16 protein-coding genes are annotated in these 18,434 nt (G+C 73.7%); 10 read left to right on the forward strand and 6 right to left on the reverse strand.

All coding sequences use genetic code 11. From position 1 onward, the window contains the following. Positions 1-126: 126 nt before the first annotated feature. The 3 genes from ACZ6B1_RS20515 to hmgA are packed head-to-tail and all read right to left on the reverse strand — an operon-like array spanning position 127 to position 3,413. Positions 127-1,278, reverse strand: a complete 1,152-nt coding sequence (locus ACZ6B1_RS20515) for a type ISP restriction/modification enzyme (RefSeq protein WP_468780284.1) — start codon at positions 1,276-1,278, stop codon at positions 127-129. Between the two features lie 26 nt (positions 1,279-1,304). Next, positions 1,305-2,054, reverse strand: a complete 750-nt coding sequence (locus tag ACZ6B1_RS20520; protein ID WP_468780286.1) for a GntR family transcriptional regulator — start codon at positions 2,052-2,054, stop codon at positions 1,305-1,307. Positions 2,055-2,099: 45 nt separating this feature from the next. Next, the gene (hmgA, locus tag ACZ6B1_RS20525; protein WP_468780288.1) at positions 2,100-3,413 is read right to left on the reverse strand and encodes a homogentisate 1,2-dioxygenase; all 1,314 of its coding nucleotides are present in this window, start codon (positions 3,411-3,413) and stop codon (positions 2,100-2,102) included. A gap of 166 nt (positions 3,414-3,579) precedes the next feature. On the opposite strand from hmgA, the gene ACZ6B1_RS20530 reads away from it, so the two are divergent. From ACZ6B1_RS20530 to ACZ6B1_RS20575, 10 genes are all read left to right on the forward strand, one after another. Then, positions 3,580-4,128: a hypothetical protein gene (locus ACZ6B1_RS20530; protein ID WP_468780290.1), complete on the forward strand. Its 549-nt coding sequence runs from the start codon at positions 3,580-3,582 to the stop codon at positions 4,126-4,128. 157 nt (positions 4,129-4,285) lie between these two features. Further along, positions 4,286-4,903 carry a TetR/AcrR family transcriptional regulator gene (locus tag ACZ6B1_RS20535; protein ID WP_468780292.1) on the forward strand — a complete coding sequence of 206 codons (618 nt, stop codon included), beginning with the start codon at positions 4,286-4,288 and terminating at the stop codon, positions 4,901-4,903. Between the two features lie 140 nt (positions 4,904-5,043). Then, a complete protein-coding gene (locus tag ACZ6B1_RS20540) occupies positions 5,044-7,296 on the forward strand; it encodes a molybdopterin oxidoreductase family protein (RefSeq protein WP_468780294.1) in 2,253 nt (750 codons plus the stop codon). Between the two features lie 133 nt (positions 7,297-7,429). Next, a complete protein-coding gene (locus ACZ6B1_RS20545) occupies positions 7,430-8,824 on the forward strand; it encodes a CitMHS family transporter (RefSeq protein ID WP_468780296.1) in 1,395 nt (464 codons plus the stop codon). A 78-nt stretch (positions 8,825-8,902) separates the two neighbouring features. After that, positions 8,903-10,147 carry an MFS transporter gene (locus ACZ6B1_RS20550; protein WP_468780298.1) on the forward strand — a complete coding sequence of 415 codons (1,245 nt, stop codon included), beginning with the start codon at positions 8,903-8,905 and terminating at the stop codon, positions 10,145-10,147. Between the two features lie 98 nt (positions 10,148-10,245). Further along, on the forward strand, positions 10,246-10,959 hold the full coding sequence (locus tag ACZ6B1_RS20555) for a hypothetical protein (RefSeq protein WP_468780300.1): 714 nt from the start codon (positions 10,246-10,248) through the stop codon (positions 10,957-10,959). Beyond that, positions 10,946-11,605, forward strand: coding sequence for a class F sortase (locus ACZ6B1_RS20560; protein WP_468780302.1), 660 nt, complete (start codon positions 10,946-10,948; stop codon positions 11,603-11,605). Before ACZ6B1_RS20555 ends, ACZ6B1_RS20560 begins: the two co-directional genes overlap by 14 nt. Before the next feature lie 281 nt (positions 11,606-11,886). Next, entirely contained in the window at positions 11,887-13,227 is a 1,341-nt protein-coding gene (locus tag ACZ6B1_RS20565) for an ABC transporter ATP-binding protein (RefSeq protein WP_468780304.1), read from the forward strand. A 137-nt stretch (positions 13,228-13,364) separates the two neighbouring features. Continuing rightward, complete coding sequence (locus ACZ6B1_RS20570) at positions 13,365-14,753, forward strand: aldehyde dehydrogenase family protein (protein WP_468780306.1); 1,389 nt, start codon at positions 13,365-13,367, stop codon at positions 14,751-14,753. A 14-nt stretch (positions 14,754-14,767) separates the two neighbouring features. Further along, positions 14,768-15,850: a Zn-dependent alcohol dehydrogenase gene (locus ACZ6B1_RS20575; RefSeq protein WP_468780308.1), complete on the forward strand. Its 1,083-nt coding sequence runs from the start codon at positions 14,768-14,770 to the stop codon at positions 15,848-15,850. A 19-nt stretch (positions 15,851-15,869) separates the two neighbouring features. On the opposite strand, the gene ACZ6B1_RS20580 is transcribed toward ACZ6B1_RS20575, so the two are convergent. The 3 genes from ACZ6B1_RS20580 to ACZ6B1_RS20590 form a co-directional block, all read right to left on the reverse strand. Next, on the reverse strand, positions 15,870-16,805 hold the full coding sequence (locus ACZ6B1_RS20580; protein ID WP_468780310.1) for a DMT family transporter: 936 nt from the start codon (positions 16,803-16,805) through the stop codon (positions 15,870-15,872). Positions 16,806-16,953: 148 nt separating this feature from the next. Then, on the reverse strand, positions 16,954-17,664 hold the full coding sequence (locus tag ACZ6B1_RS20585) for an ArsR/SmtB family transcription factor (protein WP_468780312.1): 711 nt from the start codon (positions 17,662-17,664) through the stop codon (positions 16,954-16,956). A 68-nt stretch (positions 17,665-17,732) separates the two neighbouring features. Then, positions 17,733-18,374 (reverse strand): TetR/AcrR family transcriptional regulator, encoded by a 642-nt coding sequence (locus tag ACZ6B1_RS20590; RefSeq protein WP_468780314.1) that lies wholly within the window; start codon positions 18,372-18,374, stop codon positions 17,733-17,735. Between the last annotated feature and the right edge of the window lie 60 nt (positions 18,375-18,434).

Below are 18,434 nucleotides of genomic sequence, written 5' to 3' on the forward strand. Positions count from 1 at the left end.
GCCGCGCGAAGCGCCGACTCGCCCTGAGACCAAGCGCAGGATGCCCGTCCGGGACCCCTCCCGGACGCGCCGGGCCGAGGGCGCCGCCGGCATCGCCCGGCTGGAGGCCGCTCTGCGCGACGGGGTCTAGAGCAGGGCGAACTGGCCGTCGGGGCCCTCCTCCTGGTGGTCGAGGACCGAGGCGGGGCGGCGGGCGGAAGCCGGGACCGGGAGGACGCCGGCGCGGCGCAGTTCGGCGGCGGTGACCGGTGAGGTGACCTCCAGGGCGGCGCGCCGCGGCCGCAGTTCCGCCAGCAGGGTCAGCACCGTGACCAGCTCCAGCAGCTCCGACGTCCATCCCTGCGGCCAGGTGGCGGGACGGATCGCGGCCAGGGTGCCCGGCTCCGCCGGAGCGGTGCGGGCCGCGAACCAGGCCTCCAGGACCCGGACCCCGGCCACCTCGTGGTCCCAGGCCTCCGGCGGCACGGGGGAGACCCGGCCCCCGTCGAGGTGCAGCGCCTCCTCCTCGCGGTCGTAGTGCAGGGTGAGGGGACGCGCGGGCAGGGGCGCGCGGACGTAGGGGCGGCGGCCGCCGGGCAGTTTGGGGCGTTCGCCCTCGCGGCGCATCAGCCACAGCATGCGGCGGCCCAGCTCCACGCCGGCCGCCCAGACACCGGCGTCCCGGGTGAGCGGGACGGTGCGGCCGGGGCGGGCCGCCGCCAGGATCCAGGCCAGCACGTCCATGGCTGTGGGGCGTTCCCCCAGCAAGGCGGCCAGGTGGTCCAGCAGACCGGGCGCCAGGTTCGGCTCCGTGCCGTCCGGGCGGCGGTACAGCGGCCGGACACGGCCGGGGCGCAGCAGCGGCAGGAGCGAGGTCGCGAGCAGCGGACCGTCGTCGCCCGTCTCGGCCAGGAACACCTGCGGCCCGCCCGCCACCCGCCACAGCTCCGGCCGGGCCACGTCGAGCAGCCGGTGGTCCGGGATCAGCCACCGCTCGTCGAAGGGTGCCGCCAGCACCCGTAGCGGCTCGGCGCAGGGGCCCTCGGCACGCGCCAGCCGTTCGGTGCCGGAGGACTGGCCGGGGAGCTGGCCCACCGCGGAGTGCGCCGTGCGGGAGCGGGTCGGCTCGAACAGGGTCTCCCGGTCCGGGCCCCCGGCCCTGAGCAGCGCGTCCCAGCGGGCCCGCAGGGAGGCGGGATCGGGCGCCGTCGGCCAGGCGCGGCCCGGCCGCATCGGTGCGACGGACCACGGCATGAGGTCCGCCAGCGGCGGAGCGTCGTCGTGCGTCACGCTGGGCATCGTAGAGCCTGCCGGTGACGGCCGGGTCAGGTGGCGTCCAGGGTCACCGTGAACGAGAAGCGGTCGCCCCGGTAGTGGATGACCGCCACGTCCAGCGCCCGGCCGGCGGCATCGTAGGTCACGCCCGTGTAGTGCAGGATCGGGCTGAGCAGCGGTACCTGGAGCAGCCGCGCGGTCTCCGGGTCGGCGAGCCGGGCCTCCACGGTGTCCGTGATGCGGCTGATGTCCGCGCCGACGACGTCCCGCAGCACCTTCGTCATCGGCCAGCGGACCAGGTCCCGCACGTCGATGCGCGCGGCGAGTTCGGGGCGGACGTGGTTGCGGGCGTGGTTGGTCGGCTCACCGGTCTTCTCGTCGCTGCGCAGACGGTGGTACGTCGCCACCTCCGCCAGGTCCGGGAAGTACTCGGCGAGTTCGCCGGTCACGCGGGTGCTGCCCTGCTCCAGCAGTTCGGTCGTCATGCCGGACTGCTGGGCGACGATCGCGTCCACCGAGCCCAGCAGCCGCACCGGGGCGCCGCGCCGCGCGTCGGGTTCGATGAACGTGCCGCGCCGCCGGTGCCGGCTGATCAGCCCCTCGTCCTCCAGTTCCTTCAGCGCCTGCCGCATGGTGAGCACGCTCACCCCGTAGTGCCCGGCGAGCTGCTCCTCGGTGGGCAGCCGCAGCGGGTCCTGCGGTGAGCGGCCGAGTATCGAGGCGCGCAGCGACTGCGACACCTGGTACCACAGCGGCAGCTTGCGGTTCAGGACGATCGAATCCGGGGCGAAGGAGGTCACGGGGCTATCCGTACCTGTTCGGGATCGTTCGGTGCAACGGAGCCGTCACCGCGCGCGGAAGTGACGCTCGAGGCCCTGCCAGACGTCGTCGTACCGCTGCTGGAGGTGGCCGGCCCCGGCAGCCTGCGGGGCGAGCGTCAGCGGCCAGCGGGTCTCGAACATGAACGCAAGCCCGTCGTCGACCCGCTGCGGCTTCAGCTCGGCCGCGCTCGCCCGGTCGAAGGTCTCCCGGTCCGGGCCGTGGGCCGACATCATGTTGTGCAGCGAGCCGCCGCCCGGCACGAACCCCTCGGCCTTGGCGTCGTAGGCGCCCTCGATGAGGCCCATGTACTCGCTCATCACGTTGCGGTGGAAGTACGGCGGCCGGAAGGTGTCCTCGCCCACCAGCCAGCGCGGGGCGAACACCACGAAGTCGACCCCGGCCAGGCCCGGGGTGTCCGACGGGGAGGTCAGCACCGTGAAGATGGAGGGGTCGGGGTGGTCGAAGGAGATGGTGCCGATCACATTGAAACGGCGCAGGTCGTAGACGTACGGCACATGGTTGCCGTGCCAGGCGACCACGTCGAGCGGGGAGTGGTCGTACGTGGCGGTCCAGAGGTTGCCGCAGAACTTGTTGACCACCTCCACCGGCCCTTCCACCTCCTCGTACGCGGCGACCGGCGCCCGGAAGTCCCGGGCGTTGGCCAGTCCGTTGGCGCCGATCGGCCCGAGGTCGGGGAGCTGGAACGGCGCCCCGTAGTTCTCGCACACATAACCGCGGCTGGACTCATCGAGCAGCTCCACACGGAAGCGCACCCCGCGCGGGATGAGCGCCACATGTGCGGGCTCCACATGGAGCCGGCCGAACTCGGTGTGCAGCAGCAGGCCGCCGCGCTCCGGCACGATCAGCAGCTCTCCGTCGGCGTCGGAGAAGACCCGCTCCATCGATGCGTTGGCGTGGTACAGGTGCACGGCCATGCCGGTCCGCTGGGTCGCGTCGCCGTTGCCGCCCAGCGTCCACAGCCCCGCCAGGAAGTCGGTGCCGGCCGGCGGCTCGGGCAGCGGGTTCCAGCGCAGCCGATTGGGGTCGGGCACGGTCTCGGTGAAGGGCGCCGTGCGGATCGCACCGTTGCCGGTGCGGGTGAACGCGGGGTGTGCGGCCGAGGGACGGACGCGGTACAGCCAGGAGCGCCGGTTGTGCGCCCGCGGCTCGGTGAACGCCGTGCCGCTGAGCTGCTCGGCGTACAGGCCGAGCGGCGCGCGCTGCGGCGAGTTGCGCCCCTCGGGCAGGGCGCCCGGCACCGCCTCCGAGGCGTGCTCGTTGCCGAACCCGGTCAGGTACGACAGTCCCTCGGCGGTCTTCCGTGCGTCCCCGCTCATTGATCGCTCCCTTGCGCTCCTGATTCCTATGCATCACCGTAGGAATGGTGAGGGCCGGGCGCAAGGGGGTCCTGGGGTCTCGCGCCGGGTCCACCCGAAGGGGTAGGCCGGGAACCAGACTTCAGGGGGATTCGGGGTGACGGGACGTTGTTCTGGCCTCCCGGGCATGTCATGGAGGTCATGGACGGGCAGGATCCTCACCGCGCTCGCGGTCTCGGTTCTGCTGCCGCTGGGAGCGGGGGGCTGCGGGACCGGCGGGGCGTACGACCGCACCGGGGCCGTCGCTCCGTCGCCGGTGGGCGAGGTCCTGGACGGCACGGACGAGGCCGGCCGGCATCTGCGCGAGGCCGGCGGCCGGGGCGCGCCGGAGGTCGCCGTGGAGGTGGCCCCGGACACCGCGGGCGGCTGGGACGTCCGGCTGACGCTGCGCCACTTCCGCTTCTCCGGTCCGGACACCCGGCCGCGGGCGGTGCCCGGCCGCGGGCTCGCCGGCCTCTACGTCGACGGCCGCCGGGTGACCCGGCTGCGCGCGCCCGAGTACCACCTGGCCGGCCGGCTCGTCCCGCACGGCACCCACCACGTCACCGCCCGCCTGTACGCCGACGACGGCACGGTGTGGGCCGTGCGCGGCGAGCCGGTGCAGGGCACCGCCGACATCACGGCCTCCGGCGCGGAGACGCGGCCGGCCGCGGACGCCCGCACCGACGGGCCCTGAACGCGGCCGGTGCCGCACCCCCGGCGAGCGGCGGGGCCGCCCTCTCCGCCCTGCCGGCCGGTGCGACGGCCACCCGGCCCGTACCGCCGATGAGTGCAACAGCCACCCTTTCCCGTACTGGGGGGCGAGGTTCACCCGGCCCCGGCGGAGAGGCATCATGAAGTCCGTGCCCCACGCGACATCGCTTCGCCGCGCGCCCGTCCAGCGGCGCAGCGCCGAACGGCTGACCAGGATCCTGGACGCCTGCGCCGACCTCCTCGACGAGGCCGGCTACGACGCCCTGAGCACCCGGGCGGTGGCCGCGCGCGCCGAGGTGCCCATCGGCTCGGTCTACCGCTTCTTCGGCAACAAGCGGCAGATGGCCGACGCCCTCGCCCAGCGCAACCTGGAGCGGTACACCGAACGCGTCACGGAGCGGCTGAAGCGGGAGCGGCGGGGCGACTGGCGGGCCGCCGTGGACGCCGTGCTCGACGAGTACCTGGCCATGAAGCGCACCGCGCCCGGCTTCTCCCTCGTGGACTTCGGCAACCAGATCCCGGTCGGCGCCCGGCAGGCGGAGCCCAACACCCGGGTCGCCGGCCGGCTCACCGACCTGCTCTCCGGCTACCTCGGCCGCACCCCCGGCGAGGAGCTGCGCCGCGTCTTCCTGGTCGCCGTGGAGAGCGCCGACACCCTCGTGCAGCTCGCCTTCCGGGTCGATCCCGACGGGGACGAGGCGATCATCCACGAGACCCGCGAGCTGCTGCGGGCGTACCTGGGACGCGTCCTCGACTGAACCGTCCCGCGGTCACGGCCGCCGCCGGGGGGCTCCCCTCCATGCCTACCGGTCGGTATGCTCACCTCCCGAGCCCGCCGGAGCCCGCCCGGGCCCACCGGAGCGGGCCCGGCATCGCCGCCGATCCTCCGGGAGGACCCGTGCCCCGCACCGCCCTGCGAATCTGCCCCCTGTGCGAGGCCACCTGCGGGCTGACCCTCACCGTCGAGGGCACCCGGGTCACTGGCGCCCGCGGCGACCGCGAGGACGTCTTCAGCAAGGGCTTCATCTGCCCCAAGGGCGCCTCCTTCGGGGCCGTCGACGGCGACCCCGACCGGCTGCGCGTGCCACTGGTCCGCGAGGACGGCGCGCTGCGCGAGGCCACCTGGGACGAGGCCTTCGACGTGGTCGCCGCGGGTCTGCGCCCGGTCGTCGAGCGGTACGGGCCCCACGCTCTCGGAGTGGTCCTCGGCAACCCCAACGTGCACACCATGGCCGGTGCCCTCTACCCGCCGGTCCTGCTGGCCGCCCTGCGCACCCGCAGCCTGTTCACCGCCTCCACGGTCGACCAGATGCCCAAGCACGTCTCCAGCGGTCTGCTCTTCGGTGACGCGAACGCCATCCCGGTCCCGGACCTCGACCGCACCGACCACCTGCTGCTGATCGGCGCCAACCCCGTGGAGTCCAACGGGAGTCTGTGCACCGCCCCGGACTTCCCCGGCAGGCTCAAGGCCCTCAGGGCCCGCGGCGGCCGGCTCACCGTGGTGGACCCCCGCCGCACCCGCACCGCGAAACTCGCCGACCGGCACCTGGCGATCCGCCCCGGCACCGACGCCCTGCTGCTCGCCGCGCTGGCCAACGTGCTGTTCGAGGAGGAGCTGACCGACCTCGGCGCGCTCGCCCCGCACGTCCAGGATGTCGACGAACTCCGCGAAGCCATGAAGGACTTCACTCCCGAGGCGGTGGCCGCGGCCTGCGACCTCGACGCGGACCTCATCCGCACCCTCGCCCGCGAACTCGCCGCCGCCCCCACCGCCGCCGTCTACGCCCGCATCGGGAGCTGCACCGTCCCGCACGGCACCCTCGCGAGCTGGCTGGTCGACGTCCTGAACGTCCTCACCGGCAACCTGGACCGGCCGGGCGGCGCCCTCTTCCCGCAGGCCGCCACCGACCGGACCCCCCGCCCGGCCGGCCCCGGACACGGCTTCGCCCTCGGCCGCTGGCACTCCCGCGTACGGCATCTGCCCGAGGCCAAGGGCGAGTTGCCGCTCTCCGCGCTCGCCGAGGAGATCGACACCGCGACCGGCGAGGGCGAGCCGGTCCGCGCGCTCGTCGTGGTCGCGGCCAACCCGGTGCTCTCCGCGCCCGACGGCGACCGCCTCGACAAGGCCCTGTCCTCGCTGGACTTCATGGTCAGCGTCGACCCGTACCTCAACGAGACCTCCCGCCACGCCCACGTCGTACTGCCCCCGCCACCGCCCTCGCAGAGCCCGCACCACGACTTCGCCTTCAACACCCTCGCGGTCCGCAACCAGGTCCGCTACAGCCGCCCCGCCGTCCCCCTCGAACCCGGCCGCATGGCGGAGACCGAGATCCTCGCCCGGCTGGTCCTGGCCGCGACGGGCATGCACGGCGCCGACCCGGCCGCCGTGGACACGATGGTGGTCGACCAAACCCTCGGCAAGGCCGTCCAGGAACCCCACTCCCCGGTGCACGGCCGCGATCCGGGGGAACTCGCCGCACGGCTCACCGGGGAGAGCGGCCCCGAGCGGCGGCTCGACCTGATGCTGCGCCTCGGCCCCTACGGCGACGGCTTCGGCGCCCGGCCCGACGGACTGACGCTGCGCAAGCTGCTCGACCACCCGCACGGCATCGATCTGGGCCCGCTGCGCCCGCGCCTGCCGCAGCCCCTGAAGACCGTGAGCGGCAAGGTCGAACTGCTGCCCGCGCCGATCGCCGGCGACCTGCCCCGGCTGCGCGAGGCCCTGCGCGAGCGCCCGGCCGCACTCGTCCTCGTCGGCCGCCGTCACCTGCGCTCCAACAACAGCTGGATGCACAACGTGCCCGCCCTCACCGGCGGCAGCAACCGCTGCACCCTGCAGCTCCACCCGCGCGACGCCGCACGCCTCGGCATAGCGGACGGGGCACCGGTGCGGGTGAAGGGTGCCGGGGGAGAGGTGACCGCGCCCGCCGAGGTCACCGACGCGGTCCGGCCGGGTGTGGTGAGCCTGCCGCACGGCTGGGGCCACGACCGCCCGGGCGTCCGGCTGAGCCACGCCGGCACCGACCCCGGCGTCAACGTCAACCAGCTCCTCGACGGCAGCCGGCTCGACCCGCTGTCCGGCAACGCGGTCCTCAACGGAGTGCCGGTCGAGGTGGCGGCCGTACCCGAAAAGCTCACCACGTTGACCTGAGCAAAGCTGTGACCTGGACTTTCGCGCTTATTGCTCGCGTGTCAACCACTTGTTAACGCCGTTTGACGGGACCTAACGTCGTCGCACCGCCGGCCCCAGGTGGGATGTTCAAGGGCGAACGTTAGGTATCCACATGCTGACCATCCTCGGCTTCGCCATGATCGCGACCTTTCTGGTCCTGATCATGCTGAAGAAGATGTCGCCGATCGCGGCGCTCGTGCTCATACCGGCACTCTTCTGTGTCTTCGTGGGCAAGGGCGCCCACCTCGGCGACTACGTCATCGACGGCGTCACCGGCCTCGCCCCCACCGCGGCGATGCTCATGTTCGCGATCGTCTACTTCGGTGTGATGATCGACGTCGGCCTCTTCGACCCGGTCGTCCGGGGCATCCTGAGGTTCTGCAAGGCCGACCCGCTGCGGATCGTCGTCGGCACGGCCCTCCTGGCCGCGATCGTCTCCCTCGACGGCGACGGCTCCACCACCTTCATGATCACCGTCTCGGCGATGTACCCGCTGTACAAGCGGCTGAAGATGAGCATGGTCGTGATGACCGGCGTGGCTGCCATGGCCAACGGCGTGATGAACACCCTGCCGTGGGGCGGGCCGACCGCGCGGGCCGCGACGGCGCTGAAGCTGGACGCGAGCGACATCTTCGTCCCGATGATCCCGGCCCTGGCCACGGGCCTGCTGTTCGTCCTCGTCCTCGCGTACGTCCTCGGCCGGCGCGAGCGCAAGCGGCTCGGCGTGCTCACCCTGGACGAGGCGCTGGTGGAGGCGCCCGAGACGGAGACCGTGCTGGTCGGCGCCGGTTCCAGCGGCACTCCGGAGCGCGCCGGGGGCACCGGTTCCGGCGGGAGCCTGCCCGAGGCACCCGAGGACGAGGGCTTCCAGGGCCTGGACCCCGGCCGCGCGACCCTGCGGCCGAAGCTGTACTGGTTCAACGCGCTGCTCACGGTCGCCCTGCTCACCGCCATGATCATGGAGTTGCTGCCGATCCCGGTGCTGTTCCTGCTCGGCGCCGCGCTCGCGCTGACCGTCAACTTCCCGCACATGCCGGACCAGAAGGCCCGGATCGCCGCGCACGCCGAGAACGTCCTCAACGTCTCCGGCATGGTCTTCGCCGCCGCCGTCTTCACCGGAGTGCTGCAGGGCACCGGCATGGTGGACCACATGGCCGAGTGGCTGGTGCGCAACATCCCCGACGGAATGGGCCCGCACATGGCCCTCGTCACCGGCGTACTGAGCATCCCGCTGACGTACTTCATGTCCAACGACGGCTTCTACTTCGGCATCCTGCCGGTGCTGGCAGAGGCGGGCCAGGCCCACGGCGTCTCCACCGTGGAGATCGCCCGCGCCTCGATCGTCGGCCAGCCGCTGCACATGTCCAGCCCGCTCGTCCCGGCCGTGTACGTCCTCGTCGGCATGGCCAAGGTCGAGTTCGGCGACCACACCCGGTTCGTGGTGAAGTGGGCCGTCCTCACCTCCCTGGTGGTGCTCGGCGCTGCCGTCGTCCTCGGCACCGTCTGACCACCTCGGCACCGTCTGACCACCTCGCCCGGCCTCCCGGACAGGCATCCGCGAAGTCCCCCGGAAGGAGAAGGTCTCATGGCGCCCGGTGGGAACCGCGGCTGGCTGCTCCGCCTCGTCGTCGCCTTCGGCCTCGCGCAGGGGGCGGTGTCGATGGCCCGGCCCGCCGTCTCCTACCGGGCGCTGGCGCTCGGCGCCGACGAGCGGGCGGTCGGTGTCATCGCCGGGGTGTACGCCCTGATCCCGCTGTTCGCGGCCGTACCGCTCGGCCGCCGTACCGACCACGGCCGCTGTGCTCCGCTGCTCCCGGTGGGCGTCGTCCTCATCTCCGGGGGCTGTGCACTCAGCGGACTGGCCGGCTCGCTGTGGGCGACGGCTCTGTGGAGCGGCGTGATGGGGCTCGGGCACCTCAGCTTCGTCATCGGCGCCCAGTCGCTGGTGGCCCGGCAGTCCGCGCCACACGAACAGGACCGCAACTTCGGGCACTTCACCATCGGCGCCTCCCTCGGCCAGCTCGTCGGGCCGGTCGCCGCGGGCGCCCTCATCGGCGGCCCCGACATGGCCGGAAGCAGCGCGCTCGCCCTCGTCGTGGCGGGCGCGGGCGGGGCACTCGCGCTCACCTCGCTGTGGCGCGTCGAGGACCGCGCGGCCGTCAACTCCCGTTCCCCGCAGGGCGGCAGAGTGCCGGTCGGCGGGATCCTGCGCGCCCGCGGCGTGCCCGCGGGGATGATCATCAGCCTCTCTGTGCTCTCCGCCACCGACATTCTCACCGCCTATCTCCCGGTGGTCGGCGAGCACCGGGGCATCGCCCCCGCGGTGATCGGTGTCCTGCTCGGTCTGCGCGCCGGGGCCACCATCGCCTGCCGGCTCGTCCTCACCCCGCTGCTGCGGCTGCTGGGCCGCCCGGCGCTGCTCACGGTGACCTGCTTCCTGGCGGCCGTGCTGTGCGCGGGGATGGCCGTGCCGGTGCCGATGTGGGCGCTCGGCGCGATGCTCACCGCCCTCGGGTTCTGCCTCGGCGTCGGACAGCCGCTCTCCATGACGACGGTCGTGCAGGCCGCCCCGGCCGGTGCCCGCTCCACGGCGCTCGCCCTGCGCCTGACCGGCAACCGGCTCGGCCAGGTCGCCGCCCCGGCCGCCGCGGGCCTGGTCGCGGGCGTGGCCGGAGTGGCCGCGCCGTTCGTGATGCTGGGGGCGTTGCTGCTGCTGTCCTCGGCGGTGGCGGTGCGGGCGCCGGACGGCGGAAAGCGGTCCCCGGAGGCCGGTCCGGCAGCGGAGACGGGGCAGAAGGAACCCGCGTTGCGCCGCACGAGCGATATCTGACGGCGCGTCCGGCGTTGGTGCCGCGGGCCGTGGAGTGCATGCGTGAGAGTCCAGGAAGAGCGATTTGTATGAAAATCGTCTAACTCGGAGGAGCTTGCATGCCCACCCTGACACTTCCACGCACCTTCTCCCGCGCGGGTGCCACCGTCGTCCTCACCGCCCTCGCCGCGGCGGGCGCGTCGTGGGTGGCGGCGCCGGCGGCGATGGCGGTAGGGGAGAACGGCGACATCAGGATCCACAACGCACGTTCCACCAACCCGCCGTCGTTCATCGGGTCGGCGAAGGACGACCCGGTGGTCTGCAAGTTCTTCCTCGAGGCGGTCAACTTCGACGCGCTGCCCGCCATCACCTACACCATCACGCCCCAGCCTCCGCTGCCCACCGCCGCCACCGTGACGGGCAGCATCCAGCTCGCCGGCGGCGCGGGCCACACCGACCCGCTGGGACTCGCGGACGGGCAGTACAAGATCAGCTGGACCGTGGGGACGCCACCGGCCCTGAAGGAGAAGGTCTTCCGCGTCAACTGCCGTGACGGCAGGGTGGAGGGCCAGCAGGGTCCGGGCGGCCAGATCGAGGACCACCAGCAGAACCACGACCAGCAGAACCACGACCAGCAGAGCGACTCGGCCTGGGGCTCGGGCGGCGACCACAACGACGGCCCCAAGGGCGGTGTGCACGCGGGCGGCGGCGGCCTCGTCGACACGACGGGCGCGTTCTCGCCGGTGGCGGCCGCCGCGGCCGTCGGACTGGTCGCGGTCAGCGGCGCGGTGTACATCCGGCTGATCCGCCGGCGGCCCCATGGTGCCGCGTAGGCGCCGACCCAGGCCGTGGTACCGGACCCGTGCCTACCGCCTCGTCAGGACGGCCCTGCTCGCGGGCGTCCTGGTGACGGTGGGGGTCCGGTGCGGCGGACCGGACGGACCGGCCCAGGCGGGGGGCCGGGCCGGCAGCGACGGACGGCAGGGGGAGTCCGACCAGGCACCCCCGCCCCGCCCCCTGTCCACCCGGTCCCGGCCGACGGACTTCCGTATCCCGTCCCTCGGCATCGACGCCCCGGTCATGGGTCTGCGACTCGACCGCGAACAGCAGTTGTCGACACCGCCGCTGGACCGCCCGAAGGAGGTCGGCTGGTACCAGGGTGGTCCCACGCCGGGGGAGACCGGCACGGCGATCGCCGTCGGCCACCGCGACACCCTGACCGGCGCCGCCGTCTTCGCGGCCCTGGCCCAGGTCGAACCCGGCAAGCCGATCGAGGTCAGGCGCGCGGACGGCCGTACCGCCGTCTACAGCGTGGACCGGGTGAAGGTGTACGACAAGGCCGGATTCCCCGACAAGGAGGTCTACGGCCCCTCCCGGCGCCCGGAGTTGCGCGTGCTCACCTGCGGCGGTCTGTACAGCCGGCGCACCGGCTACACGAGCAACGTGGTGGTCTTCGCCCACCTCACCGCGACCGGCTGACCCCTGCGGGCCCCGCCTCCCGCGGCCCGCACCGGGCGGCCCGGAGCCCGAACCCGCGCTTCCGTTTCGGCCCTCGCCTGGGGCGTGGTTCCGGACATCGTCACCACTCTTCCCCGGCCGGGCACATTCCGTTAACTTCCGTGACTCGTGGGGCCTGTCGTCCCCTTCCCGCCGGCCGCGCGGCGGGAACGCGACGGCATGCCCCTGGGCCCCGTACGTCCGCACGGGGCCCCGGACCACGGAGCAGCGGCGCTCCGCACAGCCCCCGGGGGCAGCCACCCATGACACGCGCCATCTCTCTGCACGACGTGAGCAAGTCCTACGCCCGGGGCCCCCGCGTGGTCGACCGGTTCTCGCTGGACATCGCACCCGGCGAGTTCCTGGTCCTGCTCGGCCCCTCCGGATGCGGCAAGTCCACCGTGCTGCGCATGATCGCCGGACTCGAGGAGATAGACGACGGCGAGCTGTTCCTCGACGGTGCGCACGCCAACGACTGGCTGCCCTCCGAGCGGGACATCGCCATGGTCTTCCAGAACTTCGCCCTCTATCCGAGCATGACCAGCCGCGACAACATCGGCTTCCCGCTGCGCATCGAGGCCCCCGCCGCCGACCCCGCCCCGCGCGTGGACGCCACCGCCCGCATGCTCGGGATCGAGGACCTGCTCGACCGGTTCCCCGGCCAGCTCTCCGGCGGCGAACGCCAGCGGGTCGCCATGGGCCGGGCCATCGCCCGGCACCCCTCCGCGTTCCTGATGGACGAGCCGCTGTCCAACCTCGACGCCAAGCTCCGCAACCACCTGCGGGCCGAGATATCCCAGCTCACCCGTGAACTGGGCGTGACCACGGTGTACGTCACGCACGACCAGTCCGAGGCGATGTCCCTCGGCGACCGGGTCGCCGTGCTGCGCGGCGGGGTGCTCCAGCAGGTCGGCACCCCGCGCGAGGTCTACGCGCTGCCCCGCAACGTCTTCGTCGCCGCCTTCATCGGCACCCCGCGCATCAACTTGCTGCGCGGCCTGGTGCGCGCCCCGCTCGACGGCGCCATGACCATCAGCCTCGGCAAGCAGTACCTGCGCCTGCCCGAACCCCTCTCCCTCGACCACCAGTTGCTCCGCGTCCAGCAGGGCCGCGAGATCATCGTCGGGCTGCGCTCGGAGGCGGTGCGCATCGCCAAGCACAGCGCCGCCCGGCCCGGAGAGGTGCCGCTGACCGGGCTGGTGGAGCACATGGAGTTCCAGGGGCACGAGACCCTCGTGCACTTCAACACCGGCTCGCGCCCCGCCGTGGTGCCCGAGCTGGAGGCCCCGCGCCCGGCCGCAAGGCCCGCGCGCCGGCGCCGCCGCGAAGGCGCTACCGTGCTGGACCGGCTGCGGGAGCGGGCCGGGTCGCTGCGGGCCGGCCCCGTGGTGGTGCTGGAACAGCCGCAGGAGTTCGTGCCCGAGCCCGCGCCGCCGGAGGGCCGGCTCCCCGGCGACCTGGTGGTCCGCACCACCCCCGACATCCGGCTGCGCCACGGCATGCAGGTGCCCCTGCTCGTCGACCTCGCCCACCTCTTCGTCTTCGACCAGCACGGCGACCGCATCTGCCCGTCCCCGGCCCGGCTGCCCGACCTGGAGGAGTGAACCGCCGCCGATCCGGCGATGATGTCCCGGTACGTCCGGATGCCGGGGAACCGGCGGCACCCGGGCGAGTCTGGCGCGCGAAAACTATCGCCGCTAGTTTGTTGCCGGACGACGGAGACCCGCCGGGAGGAAGCACCATGAAGGCACATGACGGCCAGTACATCGACGGCGCCTGGCGCCCCGCCGCCGGCCGGGACGTGATCGAGGTCGTGAACCCGGCCGACGAACAGGTCGTCGGCCGGGTCCCGGCCGGTGACGCGCTCGACGTCGACACCGCCGTACGCGCCGCCCGCGCGGCCCTCGCGGCCTGGGCGGCCACACCCCCGGCCGAGCGCGCCGCCCGCCTCACCGCCCTCCGCGACGTCCTGGTGGCCCGCAAGGACGAGATCGCCGAGACGGTCACCGCCGAGCTGGGCTCCCCCCTGCAGTTCTCGCAGGCCGTGCACGCGAGCGTGCCGATCGCGGTCGCGGGCTCCTACGCCGAGCTGGCCGCGGCCCACTCCTTCGAGGAGAGGGTCGGCAACTCCACCGTGCTGCACGAGCCGGTCGGCGTGGTCGGTGCGATCACCCCCTGGAACTACCCGCTGCACCAGATCGTCGCCAAGGTCGCCCCCGCCCTCGCCGCCGGCTGCACCGTCGTCCTCAAGCCCGCCGAGGACACCCCGCTCACCGCCCAGCTCTTCGCCGAGGCCGTCCACGAGGCCGGCGTCCCGGCCGGTGTGTTCAACCTCGTCACCGGTCTCGGCCCGGTCGCCGGGCAGGCCCTCGCCGAGCACCCGGACGTCGACCTGGTCTCCTTCACCGGCTCCACGGCGGTCGGACGGCGGATCGGCGCGGCGGCCGGTGCGGCGGTGAAGAAGGTGGCGCTGGAACTGGGCGGCAAGTCCGCCAACGTCATCCTGCCGAGCGCCGACCTCGCCAAGGCGGTCAACGTGGGCGTCGCCAACGTCATGTCCAACTCCGGCCAGACGTGCAGCGCCTGGACCCGGATGCTGGTCCACCGCGACCAGTACGACGAGGCCGTCGAACTGGCCGCGGCCGCCGCCGCCAGGTACGGCGACCGCATCGGCCCGCTCGTCAACGCCAAGCAGCGGGCCCGCGTGGTCGGTTACATCGAGAAGGGCGTCGCCGAGGGCGCCCGCCTGGTCGCGGGCGGCCCCGAATCACCGCGCGAGCGGGGGTACTTCGTCAGCCCGACGGTCCTCGCCGACGTCACGCCGGAGATGACCGTCGCCCAGGAGGAGATCTTCGGCCCGGTCCTGTCCGTCCTGCGCTACGAGGACGAGGACGACGCCCTGCGCATCGCCAACGGCACGGTGTACGGGCTCGCGGGCGCCGTCTGGGCCGGGGAGGAGGCCGAGGCGGTGGCCTTCGCCCGCCGGATGGACACCGGCCAGGTCGACATCAACGGCGGCCGGTTCAACCCGCTCGCCCCGTTCGGCGGCTACAAGCAGTCCGGGGTCGGCCGGGAACTCGGCAGCCACGGACTTGCCGAGTACCTCCAGACCAAGTCCCTGCAGTTCTGAGGAGTCAGCGAGCCATGGCCGTACGAGCCGCCGTCCTGCCCGCCATCGGGGCACCCCTGGAGATCACCGGCATCGAGCTGCCCGACCCGGGCCCCGGGCAGGTCCGCGTCCGCCTCGCCGCCGCCGGTGTCTGCCACTCCGACCTGTCCCTGTCCAACGGCACCATGCGGGTGCCGGTCCCGGCGGTCCTCGGCCACGAGGGCGCGGGCACCGTGGTGTCCGTGGGGGAGGGCGTCACCCATGTCGCGCCCGGTACCCCCGTCGTCCTCAACTGGGCGCCGTCCTGCGGCACCTGCCACGCCTGCGCGCTGGGCGAGGTCTGGCTGTGCGCCAACGCCCTGGCCGGCGCGGCCGGCGTGTACGCCCGCACGAGCGACGGCACCGAGCTCCACCCGGGCCTGAACGTCGCCGCGTTCGCCGAGGAGACGGTGGTCGCCGCCTCCTGCGTGCTGCCCCTGCCGGGCGGCGTCCCGCTCACCGACGCCGCCCTGCTCGGCTGCGCCGTCCTCACCGGCTACGGCGCCGTCCACCACTCGGCGCGGGTCCGGCGGGGCGAGACGGTCGCGGTGTTCGGCGCCGGCGGAGTGGGCCTCGCCACGCTCCAGGCGGCTCGTATCGCCGCCGCCTCCCGGATCATCGCCGTGGACGTCTCGCCGGAGAAGGAGGAACTGGCCCGCGCGGCCGGGGCCACCGACTACGTCCTCGCCTCAGAGGACACCGCGCGCGAGATCCGCGCCCTCACGGGCAAGCAGGGTGTCGACGTCGCCGTGGAGTGCGTGGGCCGCGCGGTCAGCATCCGCGCCGCCTGGGACTCCACCCGCCGGGGCGGCCGCACGACCGTCGTCGGCATCGGCGGCAAGGACCAGCAGGTCACCTTCAACGCCCTGGAGATCTTCCACTGGGGCCGCACCCTGTCCGGCTGCGTCTACGGCAACACCGACCCGGCCCGCGACGTCCCGGTCCTCGCCGAGCACGTGCGGGAGGGACGGCTGGACCTCTCGGCGCTGGTCACCGAGCGGATCGCGCTGGAGGGCATCCCGGCGGCCTTCGAGAACATGCTCGCGGGCAAGGGCGGCCGCGCGCTGGTGGTGTTCTGAGGGCCCGGCGCCCGTAGGCTCAGCGGACCTTCTCGGGTCGCGGCTCCCCGGCCGCGACCCGGCGCGACCGTCCGGCCGTCCGGGACCGCGACACCGCCACACCCGCCAGGCACAGCACCCCGCCCACCAGTGTGAGCGCCCCCGGCACCTCACCGAGCACCAGCCACGACATCAGCACGACCAGCGCCGGCACGGCGTACGTGGTCGCGCCCATCCGGCTCGCCGTGGTGCGGGCGAGGGCGTAGGCCCAGGTGGTGAAGGCCAGCGCGGTCGGGAAGACACCCAGGTAGACCATGTCGAGGGTCGCCGACACGGGCGCGTGGGCCGCCTCGCTCACCAGCTGCCCGGCGAACGGCAGGCAGACCACCGCGCCGACGAGGCACCCGAACGTCGTCACCTGCAGGGCGCTCGCCTGCCCCAGGGAGGGCTTCTGCGACACGACCCCGGCGGCGTACGCCACCGCCGCGAGCAGACACGCCACCACCCCGAGCAGCGAGGCCCCGCCGCCCCCGGACGACATCGAAAGACCCACGGTCACGGCACCGGCGAAGGACACGGCCATCCCCGCCAGCAGCCTCGGCGGCATCGGGTCACCGAGCAGCCGGGCCCCGAGCAGGGCGATCAGCAGCGGGCCTACGTTCACGACGAGGGCGGCGGTGCCGGCGTCCACCCGCTGCTCGCCCCAGTTCAGGGCGACCATGTAGAACCCGAACCAGAGCACCCCGGAGAGGGCTATGCCGCGCCAGGCCGACCTGGGCGGCAGCCCCTCGCGCCGTACGACGCACAGGACGCCCAGCGTCAGGGCTCCGGCCAGCAGCCGCCCGAGCGCCAGCGCCCCCGGCGAGTAGGCGTCACCGGCACTGCGGATCGCCACGAAGGCGGAGGCCCAGAGCACGACGGTGAGGGCGGCAGCGGCGGCGGGCAGCAAGGGGTGACGTGGGGCGTTGCTCATCATGCTCCTGAGGCTAGGCGGGACGGTGTGATGCGGGCCGGCGGAAAAGCGACGGCGCCTTGGGGGGGCGAGGGGCGCGAGGAACGGGCGCGACCGGCCACAGTGGACCCGCACCCGGCGACCGGCACCACCGCCACCCCCTCAGCCGTACTCAGCTCAACGCCTCCCGCTCGATACCCAACAGTTCGTACAGCGCCCGCACTCCCGGCGGAGTCACCCGTACCGCCCGCTCGGACCCGATCCGCTCGCACCAGCCCGCGTCCAGCGCGTGGCGGCACAGCGCGGCGCCCGCCGAGCCCGCGAGATGGGGCCGCCGCTCGGTCCAGTCCAGGCACGCCCGGGCCAGGGGCCGCCGGGCCGACCGGTCGAGGGGGATCCCCGCCGTGCCGTACCACCGCAGTCCCGCGTCCGTCAGCGCGAACCCGGTGTCCTGGCGGAGCAGGCCCCGCTCGGTGAGCGCGTCCGTGATCGCGATGCCCAGCCGTCCGGCGAGATGGTCGTAGCAGGTACGGCCCCGGGCCATCGCCGAGCCCGCGCTCGACTCCCGCAGGGTGCGCGGGCGCGGGGTCCCGGCGGGCGTCACCTGGGCGGCCAGGTCCTCGACGAGCTGGGCGACCCGGGCGTCGGCCAGCCGCACGTACCGGTGCCGCCCCTGCCGCTCCTGCGCGAGCAGACCGCCGGCGACCAGCTTGCCCAGGTGCTCGCTGAGCGTGGACGGGGCCACCCCCGCGTGCCGGGCCAGTTCCCCGGCGGTCCAGGCCCGTCCGTCCAGCAGCGCCAGCAGGCAGGCGGCCCGCGTCTCGTCGGCGACCAGCGAGGCGAACGCGGCGAGCCCGGCGGCCCGGGTGTCCTTGGTGGTCATGCACCCAGCATGCGGCACCGACGCTTCGGCGCGGGCCGAAGTGTCGAGGTGCCCTCACGCAGGTGCCGTCACACGCTCTGCCGTGCCCGCTCGTACTGCTGCGCCAGCCCGTCGAGCAGCGCGGTCAGTCCCGTCTCGAAGGCCCGTTCGTCGATCTTCTCCTGCTGGTCGGCGAGGAGATGGGCCTGCCCGAGGTGGGGGTAGTCGGAGGGGTCGTACGCACTCGCGTCGTCCACGAAGCCGCCCGCGAAGGAGCCGAGCGCGGAGCCCATGATGAAGTAGCGCATCAGCGCGCCGATGGACGTGGCCTGCGCCGGCGGCCAGCCCGCCTCGACCATCGCGCCGTACACGGCGTCCGCCAGCCGCAGGGCGGCGGGGCGGCGGCCGGGCCCACGGGCGAGCACCGGGACGATGTTGGGGTGGTCGCGCAGCGCGGTCCGGTAGGAGACGGCCCAGTCGTGCAGCGCGGTCCGCCAGTCCCGGCCGTCCTCGAACATCGCCAGGTCGACCTGCCCGCTCACCGAGTCCGCGACCGCCTCCAGGATCTCGTCCTTGGTGCGGAAGTGGTTGTAGAGCGAGGGTCCGCTCACCCCCAGCTCGGCGGCGAGCCGCCGGGTGGACACGGCCGCCAGGCCCTCCGCGTCCACGAGTTCCCGGGCCGTCTCGACGATCCGGTCGGTGCTGAGGAGGGGCTTGCGCGGTCGGGCCATGGCGCACATAGTAGGGCTGTCATCGGAAACTAGCAGTGCTAATTTAAATGTACGTCTTTC

The organism is Streptomyces sp. NPDC041129 (assembly GCF_055592265.1).